An 18,894-nucleotide genomic window follows, 5' to 3' on the forward strand; every position below is an offset into this window, starting at 1 on the left:
CCATGTGCGGCATCACCGGCGTCTTCGATACTCGCGCCAAGCGCACCATCGACCGTGCGGTGCTGCACCGCATGAACGAGTCGCAGCACCATCGCGGCCCCGACGAGGGGAGCCTGCACCTCGAGCCCGGCCTCGGGCTCGGCCATCGGCGGCTCTCGATCATCGACCTGTCGACCGGTCAGCAGCCGCTCTTCAACGGCGACGGCAGCATCGCCATCGTCTTCAACGGCGAGATCTACAACTACCAGGCGTTGATGGCGGAGCTGATCGCCCTCGGCTACACGTTCCGCACCAAGAGCGACACCGAGGTCATCGTCCACGCCTGGGAAGCCTGGGGCGAGGACTGCGTCAAGCGCCTGCGCGGCATGTTCGCGTTCGCGATCTCGGACCGCAATCGCGAGACGCTCTTCCTCGCGCGCGACCGCCTCGCGGTCAAGCCCATGCACTACGCGCTGCTCGACGATGGCATGCTGCTGTTCGGCTCCGAGCTGAAGTCGCTGCTCGCGCACGGTGGCATGCGGCGCGACCTCGACCTGCTGGCGGTGGAGGAGTACTTCGCGCTCGGCTACGTCGCCGAGCCGCGTTCGATCTTCGCGCAGGCGAGGAAGCTCGCGCCGGGCCACACGCTCACCATCCGGCGCGGCCGACCGGTGCCCGCGCCGCAGCCGTACTGGGACGTGCGCTTCACGCTCGACAACCCGATCGGCGAGGACGACGCATGCGCCGAGCTGGTCGAGCGGCTGCGCGAATCGGTGCGCCTGCGCATGATCTCCGAGGTGCCGCTCGGGGCGTTCCTCTCGGGCGGGGTCGACTCGAGCGCGGTGGTCGCGATGATGGCCGGGGTCTCGACCGACCCGGTCAACACCTGCTCGATCGCGTTCGACGACCCGGCGTACGACGAGGCCGCGTTCGCGAAGATGGTTGCCGACCGCTACCGCACGCATCATTCGGTCGAGACGGTCAGGAGCGACGACTACGACCTGATCGACACGCTGGCGCGGGCGTACGACGAACCGTACGCCGACAGCTCCGCGATCCCGACCTACCGCGTCTGCCAGCTGGCGCGCAAGCACGTGACGGTCGCGCTGTCGGGCGACGGCGGCGACGAGAGCTTCGGCGGCTATCGGCGCTACCGCATGCATCTGATGGAGGAGCGCATGCGCTCGGCGTTGCCGGAGGGGCTGCGCCGCCCGCTGTTCGGAACGCTGGGGCGCCTCTACCCGAAGGCGGACTGGGCGCCACGCGTGTTCCGCGCCAAGACCACGTTCGAGGGCATGGCGCGCAGCGCGGTCGAGGGCTATTTCCACTCGGTGTCGATCCTGCGCGGCCCGCAGCGCGCGGCCCTCTTCAGCGCGCGCATGAAAGGCGAACTCGGCGGCTACAACGCTCAGGACGTGTTCTCGCGGCACGCCGCGAACGCCGGCACCGACGATCCGCTCGCGCTGATCCAGTACCTCGACCTCAAGACCTACCTGGTCGGCGACATCAACACCAAGGTCGACCGCGCCAGCATGCAGCACTCGCTCGAGGTGCGCGAGCCGCTGATGGACCACGAACTGGTCGAGTGGCTGGCCACCCTGCCCTCGTCGCTCAAGCTGCGCGGCGGTACCGGCAAGTTCCTGCTCAAGAAGGCACTCGAGCCGCAATTGCCGCATGACGTGCTGTACCGCCCGAAGATGGGTTTCGCGGTGCCGCTGACGCGCTGGTTCCGCGGGCCCCTGAAGCAACGCGTGCGCGACGCCGTGCTCGGCGAGCGCCTCGCCGACACCGGCTGGTTCGAGCGCCGCGTGCTCCAGCGCCTGGTCGACGAGCACCAGTCGGGCGTCCGCGAGCACAGCGCGCCGCTCTGGACGCTGCTGATGTTCGAGGCGTTCCTGCGCAACGTCATCGATGGCGGCGTGGCGAGCACCGGTGCCGTTGCAACCGAGGCGATGGTGGCGTGATGAGCCTGCGCGTCCTCCACGTGCTCGACCATTCGATCCCGCTGCACAGCGGCTACACGTTCCGCACGCTCGCCATCCTGCGCGAGCAGCGCCGTCTCGGTTGGCAGACCTTCCATCTGACGAGCCCCAAGCAGGGCGCGGGTACGTCGGCCGAGGAGGACGTCGACGACCTGCACTTCTTCCGCACGCCGCTCGCCGACGCAGACGCCGGCCTGCCGGGCCTGCGCGAGTTGCGCCTGATGCGCGAGCTCGAGCGCCGCGTCACCGAGGTCGCCGCGACCGTGCGCCCACAGCTCCTGCACGTGCATTCGCCGGTGCTGAACGCACTGCCCGCGCTGCGCGTCGGGCGGCGCCTCGGCCTGCCTGTGTTCTATGAAGTGCGTGCGTTCTGGGAAGATGCGGCGGTCGATCACGGCAGCACCAGGGAAGGAAGTCTGCGCTACCGCCTGACGCGTCACCTGGAAACGCGCGCCTTGCGCGCCGCCGATCACGTGTTCACGATCTGCGAAGGGCTGCGCGGCGACATCGTCGGGCGCGGCATCGCCGCGGGCAAGGTGACGGTGATCCCGAATGCCGTCGACATCGAGAACTTCCAGCCGGGCGGCACGCCCGACGATTCGCTGCGCGAGCGCCTCGGCCTCACCGGCTGCACCGTGGTCGGCTTCATCGGCTCGTTTTATGCCTACGAGGGTCTCGACCTGCTGCTCGACGCCCTTCCGGCGATCCTGCGCCAGCGCCCCGACGTGCGCGTGCTGCTGGTCGGCGGCGGGCCGCAGGAGGCGGCGCTGAAGGCGCAGGCCGAGCGGCTCGGCATCGCCGGCCGAGTGGTCTTCACCGGACGCGTGCCGCACCACGAGGTGAACCGCTACTACGACCTCGTCGACGTGCTGGCCTACCCGCGCCACCGCATGCGCCTGACGGAGCTCGTGACGCCGCTCAAGCCGCTCGAGGCCATGGCGCAGGGGCGTCTCGTCGTTGCGAGCGACGTCGGCGGGCATCGCGAGCTGATCCGCGACGGGGCTACCGGTGTGCTCTTTCGAGCGGGTGACGCGGCGGCATTAAGTGCCGCAGTACTCAAGTTGACCGAGGATCGCGCTTCGTGGAGCGGGATTCGAGAGCAAGCGCGACAGTTTGCCGTTAACGAACGAACGTGGCGTACTAGCGTCTCGAAGTACGCCCCCATATTCAAGAAGTTCGCCACTCAGATCTAGTGGCTGTTCGAGCTACTAGCTCAGCCGGACGCGGCACCCCCGAGAGGGCAAGCGGCAGCCTTAGCAGAAGAAGCAATACATGAGAATATCCATTGTCGGATCTGGATACGTCGGGTTGGTCACAGGGGCCTGTCTGGCGGAGATGGGGAACGATGTGCTTTGCGTGGACACCGACGCAAGTAAGATCCGGTTATTGTCCGCCGGTTCAATACCAATCTATGAGCCCGGCTTGCCTGAACTTGTGGAACGAAACTCCGCAGCAGGCAGGCTACGCTTTACGACCGACTTTGCCTCTTCTATTGCGCACGGCCTGATCATCTTCATTGCAGTCGGAACGCCTGCGGCTGAGGATGGGTCCGCGGACCTTCAGCACGTCTTAGCAGTCGCCGACAAAGTTGGTTCCCTCCTTACTGACTACCGAGTAATCGTAAACAAGAGTACCGTGCCCGTCGGTACCGCAGACCGAGTGCAAGCGCAGATTGGAATGCGACTCAGCGAACGCGGAGTGCAAACCCGGTTCGCGGTTGCGAGCAATCCCGAATTCCTGAAGGAGGGTGCTGCAATCGACGATTTTATGCGACCGGATCGGGTGGTCATAGGCAGCGAAGATGACGAAGCGATTTCGCTACTTCGATCGCTCTATGCACCCTTCACCCGAAACCATGATCGCCTCCACGTCATGGATGTACGCAGCGCGGAGCTCACAAAGTATGCGGCAAATGCGATGCTTGCAACGAGGATAAGCTTTGTCAACGACTTGGCGCGGCTGGCAGAAAAGGTCGGCGCCGACATCGAACTCGTACGCCGAGGTATAGGCAGCGACCGGCGTATCGGCACGCACTTTCTATATGCCGGCGCTGGATATGGCGGCTCCTGCTTTCCAAAGGACGTGAGAGCTTTGGTCCACACAGGTCGAGAGTACGGTATCGACCTAGAAGTATTAACGGCAGTCGACAGGGTCAACCACCGCCAAAAGCGCATACTCGCGGACAAAGTGGTAAGCCGATTTGGCGAGCAACTGAACGGACGCACACTCGCAATTTGGGGTCTCGCCTTCAAACCAGAGACAGACGACATGCGCGAGGCGCCAAGCCTCGTGGTTCTCGAAGAACTCGTGAAGAGAGGCGCACGAGTGCAAGCCTACGATCCGATCGCGGCGACAGCTGCCCAAAGGCTTGTGGCGCACCTTAGCGGAGTCAACTTCGTATCAGATCGAATGCGTGCGGTCGAAGGTGCCGACGCACTCTTGGTGATGACTGAGTGGCGTGAATTTCGCAGTCCTGAGCTAACGGCGTTGAAGAAGCTTCTTCGAAGCCCAATCATTTTCGACGGTCGTAACTTGTTCGAACCTTCTACGATGGCTGCAGGCGGGTTCGAGTACTACGCTGTTGGAAGAGGCGATACGCTTCCGGAGCGGCCCTCGGAGCTTGTCCCATGAAAGCCAGACTGCGGACGTTACTTTTCTCGACTCTGTTCCCAAGCAGCGTCAGACCGGTACATGGGATTTTTGTCGAAACTCGACTCCGCGAGTTGTTGAACAATGGGGAGGTGGAGACGAAGGTCATAGCTCCTGTCCCATGGTTTTTCTCAACAAGCCGGAGGTTCGGCGAATACGGACGTATCGCACGTACTCCGGTACGCGAGTGGCGCAACGGCATCGACGTCTTACACCCGCGCTATCCCCTCATACCGAAGATTGGTATGACCGTGGCACCCCTGTTGCTGGCGGCAGCTTCGATTAGAACGATAAGAGGGCTTATACGTGAAGGTTACGACTTCGACTTGATCGACGCTCATTACTACTATCCTGACGGCGTGGCAGCAGCGATTCTGGCACGATATTTCCATAAACCTTTCACCATCACGGCGCGCGGCACCGACTTGAATCTAATCCCCAAGTACACGCTGCCACGCCACATGATGCAATGGGCCGCACGCAGGGCTGCCGCCTCGATCGGCGTGTGTGACGCACTCGTGCAGGTACTTAGGGGCTGGGGCATAGATGACGGACACCTGCATGTTATGCGCAATGGGGTTGATCTCCAGCGATTTCAGCCCGTGCAGCAGGGCATTGCCCGAGAAAATCTGCGCCTCGGCGGTAGCCCGCTCATCTTATCTGTCGGTCACCTGATCGAGCGAAAAGGCCACCACCTCGTGGTCGAGGCAATGGCACAGTTGGTACGTGACTATCCTGATGCAACCCTGCTTATCGTGGGGGAAGGCGAAGAGCGCAGCCGCCTCGAACAACAAGTTGTTCGTCTGAATCTACAGTCACACGTATGCCTGGCTGGGGCGGTACCGAACGAGCAATTGCCCGTGTGGTATAGCGCCGCCGACATGTTGGTGCTTGCTTCAAGCAGAGAGGGATGGGCGAACGTGCTCTTGGAATCAATGGCCTGCGGTACGCCTGTAGTTGCAACGGATGTCGGGGGTACTGCCGAGGTCATGGCTCCGCCCCGTACTGGGCAACTTGTACCCAGACGAGATGCTCACTCAGTAGCTCAAGGAATTAGAGCTCTGTTAGCCAACCCACCAAGCCGCGTCGACGTCCGTCGGTACGCGGAATGTTTCAGCTGGTCCAGCACAAGTAGGTCGCAGGTTTCGCTGTTCCGCTCGATTGTTGCCAGCTAAGAGGCCGTCATGAAGTTGGTATCACGCGGTACTCACTGTCTCGAGTCTGGGAGACTTTGATGCGCGACATCGCTCTCTACGTAGTCGTCTGGGCTGGTGCACTATGCGCACTTAAACGCCCTTGGATCGGCGTGATTCTTTGGACGTGGCTGAGCGTTATGAATCCGCACTCTCTCACGTGGGCGAGCGGCGGCGCTTCCCACGCGATGGTCGCAGCGCTTGCTACGATGACTGGGCTGTTCCTGACTAAGGACCGCTGGTCGCCGTTCCAGAGCCCGGCCGCAATGGCGTTGCTCGCGTTCTGGCTCTGGACCTGCGTGACGCTGCCGTTCTCGTTCTACTTCGACGACAGCATGCCGCTGTTCATCCGCTCGGCCAAGATCTACCTGATGACCTTCGTGTGCCTGGCGCTCATCAACACCAAGCACAAGCTCGACTGGTTCGTCGGCATCCTGGTCTTCTCGCTGGCGTTCTACGGCGCCAAGGGCGGCCTGTTCACCATCCTCAACGGCGGCAACTACCTGGTCTGGGGCCCAGGCGGCTTCATCGAGGGCAACAACGAGCTGGCGCTCGCGCTCGTGATGACGATCCCGCTGATCCGCTACCTGCAGACGCAGGCGACCCAGAAATGGGTGCGCGCGGGCCTGTGGGCCACGCTCGGCCTCACCGCGGTGACGGTGCTCGGCACCTGGTCGCGCGGCGCGTTCCTCGCCATCGCGGCGATGTCGTTCATGATGTGGATGAAGGGCGACCGCAAGATGCTGTGGGGCTTCGCCCTCTTCTTCATCGGGATAGTGGCGCTGTCGATGATGCCCGACGCCTGGTGGGCCCGGATGGGCACGATCCAGAACTACGAGCAGGACGCCTCGGCGATGGGGCGCCTGAACGCGTGGGAGATGGCGTGGAACCTGGCGAAGTCGAACTTCTTCGGCGGTGGGTTCAGCATCTACGAGTACCCCGTGTTCGCGCGCTACGCGCCGGTCGCGTGGGACGTGCACGCGGCACACAGCATCTACTTTCAGGTGCTCGGGGAGCACGGGTTCGTGGGCCTTTTCCTGTTCCTGCTGATCTGGTTCTTCACCTGGAAGCACGCCAAGACGGTAACCCGGCTGGCGGCGGGCGTTCCGGAGCTGCAGTGGGCGATGCATCTCTCGCGCATGCTGCAGGTGTCGCTGGTCGGCTATTTCACCGGCGGCGCGTTCCTGAGCCTGGCCTACTTCGACCTGCCCTACGACCTGATGGTCGCATCGGTGGTCGCGATGCTGCTGGTCAAGCAGCACGTCGCTGCGCACGTTCAGCCGATTGCGCAGCCGCGCCTCTGGCCGGCACCCCCGGAACCTGGCCGTCCCGCCGGGCCCACCGGCGCGCCGGGCCAGCGTCAACCCGCCCTCTGATGTCTGCGGTACTCGACAGCCCGGCACGGCGCTTCAGCGTTTACGGGCTGCTCGCACCGTCCGGCCGTCGCGGCAAGCTGCTGATCTTCATCTTTCATCGGGTGCTGGCGAGGCCCGACCCGCTGCTGCCCTCCGAACCCGACGCCGCGCGCTTCGAACGGATCGTCTCGTTCGTCGCGTCCAACTTCAACGTGCTGCGCCTCGGCGACGCGGTCGAGCGCCTCGCGATGGGCTCGCTGCCGACCGCCAGCGCGTGCATCACCTTCGACGACGGCTACGCCGACAACTTCAGCGTCGCCGCGCCGATCCTGCAACGCCACCGCGTGCCGGGAACCTTCTTCATCGCGACCGGCTACATCGACGGCGGACGCATGTGGAACGACGAAGTCATCGAGGCGGTGCGCGCGAGCACGGGCGACCGCATCGACGCCACGGACGTCGGCCTCGGCGAGTACCTCTGGCACGACGCGGAGAGCCGCGTTGCCGCCTGCGAGCGCCTGCTGAAGGACCTCAAGTACTTCGAGCCGAAGCGCCGCCGCGAAGTCGCCCGGGAGCTCGCGCACCGCGCGGGCCTGCCCGCCGAGGCGGACACCATGATGACGCCGGCGCAACTTAGGGCGCTGGCCGACGCCGGTCACGAGCTGGGCGGCCATACCATGACGCACCCGATCCTCGCCACTCTGTCGGACGCCGCCGCGGCCGACGAGATCGGCGCCGGCCGCGAGCAGCTCGCGCAGTGGATCGGCCGGCCGGTGGAGAGCTTCGCCTACCCGAACGGCGTGCCCGGTGTCGACTACACCGTGCGCGACGTCGGCCTGGTCGCCAAGGCAGGTTTCCGGAGCGCCGTCTCGACGCGCCGCGGTGTCGCGACCGCGCGCTCGATCATCTTCGAGCTGCCGCGGTTCAGTCCGTGGGACCGCTCGATGCCAAAGTTCGCGTTGCGCTGTGCCCAGGCGCTCGCGACGTTCAATCCGTGAATAGAGCAATTAGCCCGCTGCGCTTCAACCAGATGACGGCCTTGCGCGCAGCGATCTTCGCCTACCGTGAAAGTGTCGACATCCTCGCCCGCTGCGTCGCCACGGCGGTGGCCGCAAGCGACGGGGATGCGGTGATCGACGTGATGGTCAACGGCAACGAGCCGCTCGCGACGGCGCTCGCCCGACGCACGCCGTCGATCGAACGCGCGGGCGTCGCCGTGCGGGTGTGGCAGCTCGCGCCGGGTGACAAGTCAAACGCCTGGAACTGGTACGTGCACCACGTGTGGTCGCCGGCAGACCTTACGGTGTTCCTCGACGGCTACGTGTACGCCGAGCCCGACGCGTTCCGCAGGCTCGCCGCAGCCCTGGCGCGCCAGCCGGCGAGCCTTGCGGCGACCGGCGTGCCGACGCGCGGCCCCTCCGCAGGTCGCCTGCGCAGGGAGATGATCGAGCACGGCGGCCTGCAAGGAAACCTGCACGCGCTGCGCCGCTCGACGATGGAGCTGATCCGCGCACGCGGCTTTCGTCTGCCCGTGGGGACCTACCGCACCGATACCGTGCTCGGCGCCGCCCTGGCCTTCGGCATGGCACCGGCGGACACCCGCTTCGACATGCACGCGCACATCGCGGTCGCGGCCGACGCGACGTGGGACAAGCACATGGAACCGTGGTGGACCTACCGCGCCCTCGGCGGCTACCTGCGACGCATGCGGCGGCAGGCGCTCGGCCAACTCGAGCGACGTGCCATCTCGTTCGTATTCGGCGTCGAACGCCGCGCGCCGGAGCGGCTGCCGCCGACCATCGAAGGACTGGTCCTGCACTGGGCCGACAATCGGCCCGGCGAAGCGCGCAAGCTGGCCTGGCGCTCACCGCTCACGCTGCGCGCGATGAAGGCGCTGCGCGCCGGTCGCGATTGGCAAGCCGCATCGATCCCGCCACGCCTGCTCGAGACGGGCCCCGACGATCGCCGCGGCACCCCATGACAGGTCAGATGAAAACGGCAGCTGCAGAGGGAGATCGCCTGGTGGATCAGCTCGTTCGGTTCGCTCGCCGCTGCAAGCGGCGCCTGGTGCGTTCGCTCGCCCCGCAGGCGCTCGACCCCTACGTGACTTTCTATCCGCCCGGCCACTTCTACTCGCCGCTCCCCGACGAGCAGTTCGTGAAGCAGAACAAGGCCGCGCTGTTCGACTCGTCCGTCAAGGAGATTCCCGGGATCGACAATTGCGTCGAGCGGCAGCTCGAGCTGCTCGAGGCAATGGCGGTGCACTACACCAACCTCGACTTTCCCGACACGGAGACACCCGGCCACCGCTACTGCTACGAGAATCCGTACTTTTCGTACGGCGACTCGATCGTGCTCGCGCTGCTGATGCAGCACGTGCGGCCGCGCCGCATCATCGAGGTCGGTTCGGGCCACTCATCGGCCGCGATGCTCGATGTCGACGATCGCTTCCTCGGCTCGTCGACCGAGTTCGACTTCATCGACCCCTACCCCGAACGCCTGCTCGGGTTGCTTCGCTCGGAGGACCGCGAGCGCTGCACCGTCCACGCCAAGCCGGTGCAGGACGTCCCGCTCGAGCTCTTCGACAAGCTCGAGGCCAACGACATCCTCTTCATCGATTCGTCGCACGTCGCCAAGATCGGCAGCGACGTGGTGCACCTGCTCACCTACGTCCTACCGCGCCTCAAGCGCGGCGTGCTCGTACACGTGCACGACATCTTCTGGCCGTTCGAGTACCCGAAGATGTGGCTGATGCAGGGCCGCGCCTGGAACGAGAACTACATGCTGAAGGCGTTCCTGCAATTCAATGACCGCTTCCGCATCGTCTTCTTCAGCTCGTATCTCGCGATCCACCACGCGGACGCGATCCGCCGGCACATGCCGCGCTTCGAGAAGAATCCAGCCGGCGGCATCTGGCTGGCGATGAAGTGAGCAGCGGGCAGCGCCACGCCACACGTGAGGGCCAAGCAACCTGGTTTCGCGGCCTTTGGACCGCCAGCACGTCGAGTGCACCGGGCGCCGTGTCAAGCCAGCCCGGCCAGAGCTTTGGCAGCATTCGCATATGAAGGCACATGTTCGGCGCGATGCGCAATACGATGTCGTTGAACCGCTCGAAATCTCGCAAGATCGCCCCTTCTCGAGCTCGCGGGGCGAGCGGTTCGATGCAGAGCCATCAGCAACGTTAGGCCGGTTCAGGGCGCTTACGGCAGGGGACTCGCGGCGAAGCACCGTCGGACGTGTCTTGCCGCATTTAAAAAGGTCGCTCGGTCAGCACGGAGCGCGTGATGCGCGTGTGGCGAGCAACACCGGACGCTCGAAGCATCCACCGCGTGCAGTGGTCGAAGACGGCGAGCATCAGGCCCGGGGCCGCGTAGCCGCTCGCGCTTGACGAAAGCAAGCGCGCCAAACGCGAACGGGGTCGCGTCCAGATGCCGTCGTCGCGAAGTGCCTCCGCATACGCCCTCGCTGCTAGCAAGTACGGCGAGAGGTCCGAGGACATGTACTCGAACCACTGCCGCGAGGTTGCGAGCACGGGCTCTGATCGGCGCCAAAGCGGTGGCGCGACAGCCTCTCGTTGCCACGGTTTCGGTCCCATGGCGTGAATGAATGCAGGCCCTACTTGGATCATCGCCCTCAGCCGCTCCGACGGGGTGAATCCCGCGGGCCCTAGACATTGGGCGATGTCTCGTCCACGGCGAAGGTAGTGCAGCGGAAGGTGTGCAAATTCGACAGACGCAAGCAGGGCCGTGAGCGCCTCCTGGTCTCCGAGCATGTGTAAAGGACGCTCGAACCAGGGGTGTGCCTGCGCTTCGACATAAGCCGGGTGGCAGAGCATTGCCTGCCATGCTTCAAGCATTTTCACATGGTGCCGAGTAACCCGCACGAGGCCAGAGTTGACGGTGCTTTCGAGGGAGCGTGCAGGCTCCAAGCCCCAAGCAATGGTCCTAGAGACACCGCCCTGCTGCTGTCCCCACAAGGGCTCCTCCGTCACGACCAGCGTTTCAGGGGAAAGGTCGCGAAAATGTCCGGAGAAATCCCGCGTGGCGAGGATGTCCGAATCAAACCACACCACATCAGTGTAATTATCCAATAACTGCAACAGGATCGAAGGCTTTACATTCCACCCCTTGCTCCCCGAGTCTTGCAGCTCTACTCGGCTAGCGTTGGGTTGATCGGCAAGCCAACTGATGAAAGAAGCCGGCGCACTGGGACAATTGACTAGCAAACGGAATGCGGGGGCGTGCCGAGCGCAACTGAGCACAGCTAGCTTTACCCCGACGAGATTCCGAGGCCTGTCTTCGTGCACGCATATCACCGGCAACTCGCTGGACAGTTGAGCAGCGTTCGATTGTGAGATGTTCATCGTGTCCTGGTCGTATCGCGTCGCTGCCGAGAGAGTAATCGGCATTTGGGCGCCCTTCGCAACATCGAGATGCATCTCGCCGCGTCAAGCCTTGAGGAAAACGTGGTGGGGATTTTTTGCTGACGGTAAACCGAGCGGGTGCGCCATCGCCGGTTGCGAGCATTAGGCGACCTAGTGCCGCCTGACTTCCGGAACTGCTAGCACGTTCGAGTGCACGGGGTGCAGCGCCGTCGCGGGACTGAGCTCCCCACCCCCGCCAACGGAATAAAACTCGAACGCGGCACGCTTTAGCGATTGAAGAAAACGCTTGGCCGCCGACACGTTGAGGCCGAAACCGCGCGACGTGTAGACATTGGCCTCGAACAGCACGACCGGGGCGTCGGCGGCGTCGAGGCAGTTGCGCGCGCCCTGGAACACCTTGAGCTCGCCACCCTCGACGTCGCACTTGATGAACCGCGGCTTAGGCAAGACGCCGCTCTCGATCATGCTGTCGAGCGTGCGCTCCTTGCAGCGCACCAGGTGCGTGTCGCCGTACTCGCCCGCCGTCCAGTCGGCGAGGCTGCCGACTTCGGAAAGGCCCGGCACGTAGAGCACCGACTTGGCGGTGCGGTCTGACAGCGCGACCGGGATCAGCGTGGCGTTGGGCATGCCCGCGATCGTGCGGGCGAGCAGCGGCCCGATCTCGGAGTTCGGCTCGAACGCGTAAACCTTGCCGGTTGCACCGACCAGCTTCGACAGCAGCGCGGTGTGCAAGCCGATGTTGGCGCCAATGTCGAACACCACGTCGCCGGGCTTCACGAAACGGCGCATCACCGCCTGCTCTTCCACCTCACGCGGAGAGCTGTCCCACGGAGAGCCCTTGAGCCACTGCACCGAGTTCGGCTGGCGCAGGTCCATGTACACCGGAGCCCAGTCCTCGATCTGGATCGGCACGATCTGCAGGTCGGACCGATAGCGCGCTGCGAGGTTGGTCAGCTTCGGCGCGATGCGGGTCTGGCCCTTGACGTCGCTGCGCAGGTACCAGCGCAGCGCGCGCGCGAGCAGCGGCAGCTTGGGAGCCGGTTGGGCGAGCGTGGAGGCGGATGTCTGCACAGGTGCTCCGGAAACGAGAGTGCCCGGCGAGGGCGCACGCAGAGCGGCGGTGCCCCGTGGCAGGACGCCCAGATCAGCGCGAAGGCGTGTCCAACAGGCTCTCGGGAACGGGCGCGCCGCGCCCGCGCAGTCTAAGGGACGCCCGCCACAGCATGTGCTCCACGTGTCCGGTCCGTAGCGCCGGATACGTGCGAGCGATCTGGCGCAGATCGTTCGACTGGCTGCTCCGGCCGTGCGAAGCGGCACGTGCCCACTCTGCCGTTGCACGGGCCCAGTGTTTCCGGTTCCGAAACCGCGCCGCGAGCGGCGAGCCCATGCGGCCGGCCATGCTCCTCACGCCTGCGAAATGCGGCGCGTGCAGGTACTCGTGCAGCAGCAGCAGGGGATCGAGCGTCGTGTTGCGGTACAGGCGCTCCGCAAGGTTGATCGCGCTCGTTGCCGCGCCGTGCACACGGAACGATGCGAGCGACCGGGGCACCACGGTAGCCCCGCTGTTGACACCCACGCGCAACCAGAACTCGAGGTCGCAGAGCGACACGAAGTCGGGGTTGAAACGGCCGAAGCGCTCGAACGCACGCGTGTGCACCATCACCGACGTCGGCTCGCCAAGCGGGTTTACGCAGAACTGCTCGATCGCGAAGCGCTGCAGCGCCTCGGCGGAGAGGTGACCGCCCGCGAACAGCGCGTGGATCTGTTTGGCGTGCCGCTCATAGCTATCGCGGGTCGCCGATGCGGTGCCGTCCTCGAACAGGAACGAGCGCTCGCACGCGACCAGCAGCGCATCCCCGTGCGCTGCCTCGTATAGCGCGGCGATACAGGCCGGATCGAGGACGTCGTCCTGGAACACGTACTTGATCCAGGTGCCGCGCGCGACGTCGAGGCAGCGGTTCCAATTGCCGACGAGGCCGAGGTTGGCGGTGTTGCGCAGCAGGCGCACCCGCGAATCGAGCCGCGCAAACCGCTCGGCGATGTCGAGCGTGCCGTCCGTCGAGCCGTCGTCGATCAGGATGATCTCGACGTCGCCGAAGGTCTGGCCGGTCACCGAGTCGAGGCACTCCTGCAGGTAGCGCTCGCCGTTGTAGAGCGGCAGGCAGATGCTCACCTGCGGCGCAATCATGTCGAAGCCCTGGCAGCCGGTCGCCGACGGCTCGTGCCGAGCGGATGCGTACGATGCGCTTGCATGGTCAGCCGGCCGCCTCCAGGAGCTTGCGCACGCGCAGCTTCATCGAAGTCCAGCGCAGGAAGCTGCGCCACTTGCGCCGGAACGCGGCATCGGCACGCTGCCACGCCGCCTCGTCGCCGTAGCCGCCCTTGGTGTGGTGGAACACATCGGTGTCGAAGACGACGACGCGCTTGCCGGCCCTGCGCGCCTGCAGACAGATGTCGGCGTCGTAGCCGTGAAATCCGTCGAAGCGATGCTCGTCGAAGCGCAGGTTGCGCACCGCCCACGGGCTCAGCACCAGCATCAGTCCGTCGAGCACGTCGACGTCGTGCACGCCGTGCGTGTAGTGCAGCGCGAAGCGGGGCTCCTCGCAGCGGCCCTTGATGGTGCCTTCCCACCACCGGAGGCTGCGAACACCCGAGGCGCCGATCGGCCCGGCGAGCCCGATCGCCGGATCGCGCATCAGCTCGCGGATCTTGTCGGCGAACGCGGCGTCACGGATCTCGACGTCCTCGTGCAGCAGGACGAGCGCCTCGAGTCCATCGTGCTGCGCGGCGGCGTCAAGAAACGCGTTGTACGCCGTGAAGATCGAGCGGTTGCCGCGCGAGGCGACGAGCTGCGCATCAGGCCCGATCACGCGCTCGATGCTGGGGCGCGCGTAGGCGTCGAACTTGTCGTCGGAGCCGACACAGACGGCGAACATCAACACGCGGGAAGCTCCTGACGGGAGGGTGCACGCAAGGGGAAGCGAATCTTGTCGAACATCGCATATGGTTTCAGCGAGTCGACACCGACCCCGGCCGCGCTGCCGCCGAAATAGCGGCTGCGGCGAGCCTGAGAGCTCTCGAACCGCCGAAGCAAGCACGCGCCAATAGCCATTCACGAACTGCCGCTCGCAACTCTCCCAGCCGCAATAACTGCGCCAACAGCGATCGATACTCCCAATACAAGCGCGCACGCAGAATGCCCACGAACTCGCGTTCCGAACACTGGCTGGAAATCCAATGAGCGGACCGCGAGATAGCGGTGACGTTGTCGCGCACCAGGTCGACTTCGCGACCTGTGCGCGAGAGGCCGTCGTCCGTCAGGTGGACCACCGCGTCGCAGCTCGGAATGTAGGCCACGGCCTTTGCCTTGGCGACCGCGCGCCAGAACAGCTCGTAGTCCTCGCAGGTCTTCATGTCGGTCGCGAACCAGCTGCCGAGCGCCTTCATGAGCGACGTCTTCACGACCACCGTGGTGGTCTTGATGTTGTAGCCGTTCATCAGGTAGCGCTTGTCGGCGAGCTTGGCAGGGTCGGTGATGCGCCCGGGCTCACCGGTGCCGTCGAGCCGCACCTGGCTGCGGTTGGTGTGGATGAACTCGACGTCGGGCGTAGCCTCGATCGCGCGCACGGTGTTGGCGAGCTTGTCGTGGGTCCAGGTGTCATCGGAGTCGAGGAACGCGATCCAGTCGCCGCTCGCCATTGCAATGCCGCGATTGCGCGCGGCGGCGGCGCCCGCATTGCGCTGGCGCACATGCCGCACCCGCGGGTCGCTCGCCGCGATGCGCTGCAGCACCTCGGCCGTGCCGTCCTTCGAGCCGTCGTCGACGACGATCACTTCGTGCACCGGATAAGTCTGGTGCAGCACCGACTCGATCGCCGCGGCGATGTGGCGCTCCCGGTTGTAGACCGGGATCACGGCGCTGAAGCGCAGCGCCGCGGCGGCGTTCACCACGCTGTCGACCATCGACGCCGCCACCTCAGGCGCGCTCCCGGCGCAGCCGCGCCGAGACGAAGCCGCGCACGAACCCTGCGAACTCGGCGAGCGCCGAGCGGCCGTCCTGCAGCGCCATGCGGCGCGACATGCGCAGGTAGTTGACGCCGAAGCGCACCGCGTTCTCGTTGATGAAGCGACGCTCGCGATCGCCGCGCAGCAGGCTCACTGCGTAGCGCGTAACGTCCTCCAGCACGGTGCGGTAGAAGTAGCTCGGCACGCCGAACAGCGTCGCCGCGCCGGTGGCGGGCTTGACCAGATGCATCAGCGCACAGAAGCCGCCGTGCCCGGAGTGCCAGCGGCGGTGATACGCCTTGGTGAGCCGCTCGCTCTGCACCTCGGCGTGGACGACGAGCTCGGGCACGTAGAGCCCGCGCCGTCCGGTGGCATAGACGCGCAGCAGGAACTCGTGGTCCTCGGTCGAGCCGATCCCGTCCTTCACGCGCTGCAGGCGCGGCGCGAACAGGCCCACCGAGTCGAACACCTCCTTGCGCACGATCAGGTTGGCGCCGACGAAGCACAGCCGCACCGCGTCGCTGGCCTCGACCTGGCGCTCGCCCCGGTCGACCAGCGCAAGCGGCGCCCAATGGTCGCGCGTCAGCCACGCCGGCGGCTCCTCCTGCCAGCGCGGCAACACCTTGCCGCCGAGGCAGGCGATGTCGGGACGCGCCGCGAAGGTGCGATGGATCACCGCGACCCAGTCGGGCGCGACCACCACGTCGTCGTCGGTGAACGCGAGGATCGGCGCCGCGGCCGCCGCGATGGCAGCGTTGCGCGCGTGCGAGAGGCCCTGCTGGCGCTCGAACAGATAGCGCACCGTGCAGCGCGGGTCGTCCAGGTAGCGCGCGACGACCTCGCGGGTGTCGTCGGGCGAGTTGTTGTCGACGACGATCAGCTCGTAGCGCAGCGACCCGGCCTGCTGCGCGAGGATGCTCTCGATCGCAGCGGGCAGCAGCGCGGCCCGGTTGTACGTGCAGACGATGACGGAAACGTCCAAGGATGCTCCTGTGGCGCGGGTCAGGGACGCGCCGGGTGCGTCGCGCAGGCGGCCAGCATACGAGCGCCGGGCGGGCGGCGGTCAGGTGACGGCACGGTACACACCGACGATTTCACGCGCGGTCTCGGCCGGGCTGAACGACGTCGCGACGCGCTGACGGCCCGCTGCGCCCATTGTCGCCGCCCGGGCCGGGTCCCGGAGCAGCGCGACGATGTGCTCGGCCAGGCGGTCGGCGTCGCCGGCGGAATGCAGCAGCCCGGTGTGGCCGTCGACCACTACTTCGGGCACGCCGCCGACCGCAGTGGCGACGATCGGCTTCCCGAGCGCCATCGCCTCGAGCAGCACGAGCCCGAAACCTTCGAAATGCGTGCTGAGCGCGCCAATGTCGAACGCGGCTGTGTAGCGCGGCACGTCGCCACGAAAACCCGCGTAAACCACGTGATCGCGAGCCGGCGACGCCGCGATGGCCGCCTTTACGCGTTCGCCGTGCGCGAGCTCCTGCTTCTCGGGGCCGCAGCCGCCGATGAAGAGAAAACGCGCGTCGGGGCACTCGGCGACCACGCGCTCGGCGGCACGCAGCAGCGTCAGATGGTCTTTCTGCTGAGCCAGGCGCGCGACCATGCCGATCACGCGATCGGACGCCCCCCAACCGAACTCGCGGCGCACCGCCACTGCGGCCTCGCTCTTCGTGTCGCCCGCCGTCGCGGGCAGCATCACGCCGTCGTAGATGACGACGCCCTTGCGCGCGGCGATCTGGCGGCCGCCTTTGGCCGCGCTGCCGAAACTGCGCCGCGCGTCCTCGGACACGAAAACGAGGCGCTGTGCAAGCGCAGCTGTCCACACGCGCTCGTAGGGCGTGAGCCAGGGGTACGGGTTGCGCACGTGGCAGACCATCGGCAGCAAGGCCGTGCGGGCAGCGAGCGCCGCGACGAAACCGGCCGCGAGGTCGGCGCCGTGCACGACGCGCACCTTGGCGCGCCGGAACTGCCGCGCGAGCGCCATCGTCGCGCGCGCATACGAGACCGCGCCGCGGTCGAACGCGGTGGCGTCGTAGAGCTCGACCGCATAACCCTCGCGCTCGAAGAACTCGCGCACCAGCGGCGCATCCGAGCGCGCGAACACCAAGTTGTCGATGCCGAGCGGATCGGTCCCGCGCAGCATGCGCAGGGTCGCCCATTCGGTGCCGCCGATCGCGCGCCACGGCATGACGTGCGCGACTCGCAGGAGCGAGTCGCGTGAAGAGTCGGTGGCGGAAGAGGGCACGTGATCGGCGAACGGCTTGCGGCAATGCCTCAAGCCGTCAGATGGGTTTGTGGACGGTCTTCTTGCGCCGATAGGCACCGACGAAACGGCGCAGTTCGGAAAGCGGCCCGGCACCGCCGGCGCGACGGTGCAGGCGGTAGGTCTCGGCGATGTAGCTGCCGAGGTCGCGAACACGTGCCTCGTGCAGGAAGGCCTCTGCAGCGCGCCGGCCCAGGGTTGCACCGAGCCACGACGCGACCTCGCGCACCAGGAAGCCGTAGTAGTACGCCGGCATGCCGAACAGCGTCAGCGCATCGACGGGCGGCTCGATCAGCCGCATGCGCGCGCTGTAGACGCCATGGCCGTGGTGCCAGCGTCGGTGGTAGTCCTTGCGCATGCGCGCGGGCGGCACCGGCGAATGCGCGAGCGCGGCCGGCACGTAGAGGCCCTTGAAGCCCGCGCGCCAGAGGCGACGCACGAACTCGTGGTCTTCGGTCGAACCGATGCCGGTGCCGACGCGCTGCAAGTCCGTCGAGAACGCGCCCACCGCCTCGATGGCCCGGCGCCGCAGCGCGAGGTTGCCGGTGCCGAGCGGCCACGGACGCTCGATGCCGATCGGCAAGGTGCGCTCGCCATGGTCCATCAGGCCCGCGGGCGCCCAGTGGTCGTGCGACAGCCATCTCGGACACGGCTCGCCCCAGATGGGCAGCACGCGCCCGCCGATGAAGTCGACCTCGGGATGCGCTTCGAACGCCGCCACGATCGCCGATAGCCAGTCGGGCGCCGCGGTCTCGTCGTCGTCGATGAAGGCGAGGATCGGCGCCGTGGTCGCCGCGACGCCGCGGTTGCGGGCGAACGAGACGCCGCGCCCGGTCTCGCAGAGGTAGCGAACGCGCGGGTCCTCGGCGGCGAGGCCGGCGATGACGTTCGGCGTGTCGTCGCCCGAATCGTTGTCGACGACGACGATCTCGAACGTCACACCGACCTCCTGAGCGAGCAGGCTGCGCAGGCACGCCTGGACGCCCTCGGGCCGGCGGAAGGTCGGGACGATGACCGACACGGCCACGCTCGCTGCGGCGTTGCCAGGCGCCTGAGCCCGCATCTCGTGCATCGCACCCATCGG

At 66.2% G+C, this 18,894-nt stretch carries 15 protein-coding genes; 8 read left to right on the forward strand and 7 right to left on the reverse strand.

All coding sequences use genetic code 11. The annotated features are described in order from the left end of the window. Positions 1-2: 2 nt before the first annotated feature. The 8 genes from HQN59_RS05140 (at position 3) to HQN59_RS26745 (ending at position 10,089) form a co-directional block, all read left to right on the forward strand. The gene (locus tag HQN59_RS05140; protein WP_176066766.1) at positions 3-1,943 is read left to right on the forward strand and encodes an XrtA/PEP-CTERM system amidotransferase; all 1,941 of its coding nucleotides are present in this window, start codon (positions 3-5) and stop codon (positions 1,941-1,943) included. A gap of 5 nt (positions 1,944-1,948) precedes the next feature. Further along, positions 1,949-3,154, forward strand: coding sequence for a TIGR04063 family PEP-CTERM/XrtA system glycosyltransferase (locus HQN59_RS05145; RefSeq protein WP_176067465.1), 1,206 nt, complete (start codon positions 1,949-1,951; stop codon positions 3,152-3,154). A gap of 79 nt (positions 3,155-3,233) precedes the next feature. Continuing rightward, positions 3,234-4,592 (forward strand): UDP-glucose dehydrogenase family protein, encoded by a 1,359-nt coding sequence (locus HQN59_RS05150; RefSeq protein ID WP_176066768.1) that lies wholly within the window; start codon positions 3,234-3,236, stop codon positions 4,590-4,592. Next, positions 4,589-5,785 (forward strand): glycosyltransferase family 4 protein, encoded by a 1,197-nt coding sequence (locus tag HQN59_RS05155; protein WP_176066770.1) that lies wholly within the window; start codon positions 4,589-4,591, stop codon positions 5,783-5,785. Before HQN59_RS05150 ends, HQN59_RS05155 begins: the two co-directional genes overlap by 4 nt. A gap of 59 nt (positions 5,786-5,844) precedes the next feature. After that, positions 5,845-7,179, forward strand: coding sequence for a putative O-glycosylation ligase, exosortase A system-associated (locus HQN59_RS05160; protein WP_176066772.1), 1,335 nt, complete (start codon positions 5,845-5,847; stop codon positions 7,177-7,179). Then, positions 7,179-8,156, forward strand: coding sequence for a polysaccharide deacetylase family protein (locus tag HQN59_RS05165; RefSeq protein WP_176066774.1), 978 nt, complete (start codon positions 7,179-7,181; stop codon positions 8,154-8,156). Before HQN59_RS05160 ends, HQN59_RS05165 begins: the two co-directional genes overlap by 1 nt. Next, a complete protein-coding gene (locus tag HQN59_RS05170) occupies positions 8,153-9,139 on the forward strand; it encodes a hypothetical protein (protein ID WP_176066777.1) in 987 nt (328 codons plus the stop codon). Before HQN59_RS05165 ends, HQN59_RS05170 begins: the two co-directional genes overlap by 4 nt. A 41-nt stretch (positions 9,140-9,180) precedes the next feature. Next, complete coding sequence (locus HQN59_RS26745) at positions 9,181-10,089, forward strand: class I SAM-dependent methyltransferase (protein ID WP_176066779.1); 909 nt, start codon at positions 9,181-9,183, stop codon at positions 10,087-10,089. Positions 10,090-11,692: 1,603 nt separating this feature from the next. Here the strand turns inward: HQN59_RS26745 and HQN59_RS05180 are convergent. From HQN59_RS05180 to HQN59_RS05210, 7 genes are all read right to left on the reverse strand, one after another. Further along, complete coding sequence (locus tag HQN59_RS05180; protein ID WP_176066781.1) at positions 11,693-12,613, reverse strand: FkbM family methyltransferase; 921 nt, start codon at positions 12,611-12,613, stop codon at positions 11,693-11,695. A 73-nt stretch (positions 12,614-12,686) separates the two neighbouring features. Beyond that, positions 12,687-13,730, reverse strand: coding sequence for a glycosyltransferase family 2 protein (locus tag HQN59_RS05185; protein ID WP_176066783.1), 1,044 nt, complete (start codon positions 13,728-13,730; stop codon positions 12,687-12,689). A 67-nt stretch (positions 13,731-13,797) separates the two neighbouring features. Continuing rightward, positions 13,798-14,478: a glycosyltransferase gene (locus HQN59_RS05190; protein WP_246294732.1), complete on the reverse strand. Its 681-nt coding sequence runs from the start codon at positions 14,476-14,478 to the stop codon at positions 13,798-13,800. 73 nt (positions 14,479-14,551) lie between these two features. Continuing rightward, entirely contained in the window at positions 14,552-15,505 is a 954-nt protein-coding gene (locus HQN59_RS05195; protein ID WP_176066787.1) for a glycosyltransferase family 2 protein, read from the reverse strand. Between the two features lie 13 nt (positions 15,506-15,518). Beyond that, the gene (locus HQN59_RS05200; protein WP_176066789.1) at positions 15,519-16,529 is read right to left on the reverse strand and encodes a glycosyltransferase; all 1,011 of its coding nucleotides are present in this window, start codon (positions 16,527-16,529) and stop codon (positions 15,519-15,521) included. Between the two features lie 81 nt (positions 16,530-16,610). After that, a complete protein-coding gene (locus HQN59_RS05205) occupies positions 16,611-17,792 on the reverse strand; it encodes a glycosyltransferase (protein ID WP_176066791.1) in 1,182 nt (393 codons plus the stop codon). Positions 17,793-17,829: 37 nt separating this feature from the next. Then, a complete protein-coding gene (locus HQN59_RS05210; RefSeq protein ID WP_176066793.1) occupies positions 17,830-18,891 on the reverse strand; it encodes a glycosyltransferase family 2 protein in 1,062 nt (353 codons plus the stop codon). Positions 18,892-18,894: the final 3 nt, after the last annotated feature.

Source organism: Rhizobacter koreensis, from assembly GCF_013366375.1.
Lineage (GTDB): Bacteria > Pseudomonadota > Gammaproteobacteria > Burkholderiales > Burkholderiaceae_C > Schlegelella_A > Schlegelella_A koreensis.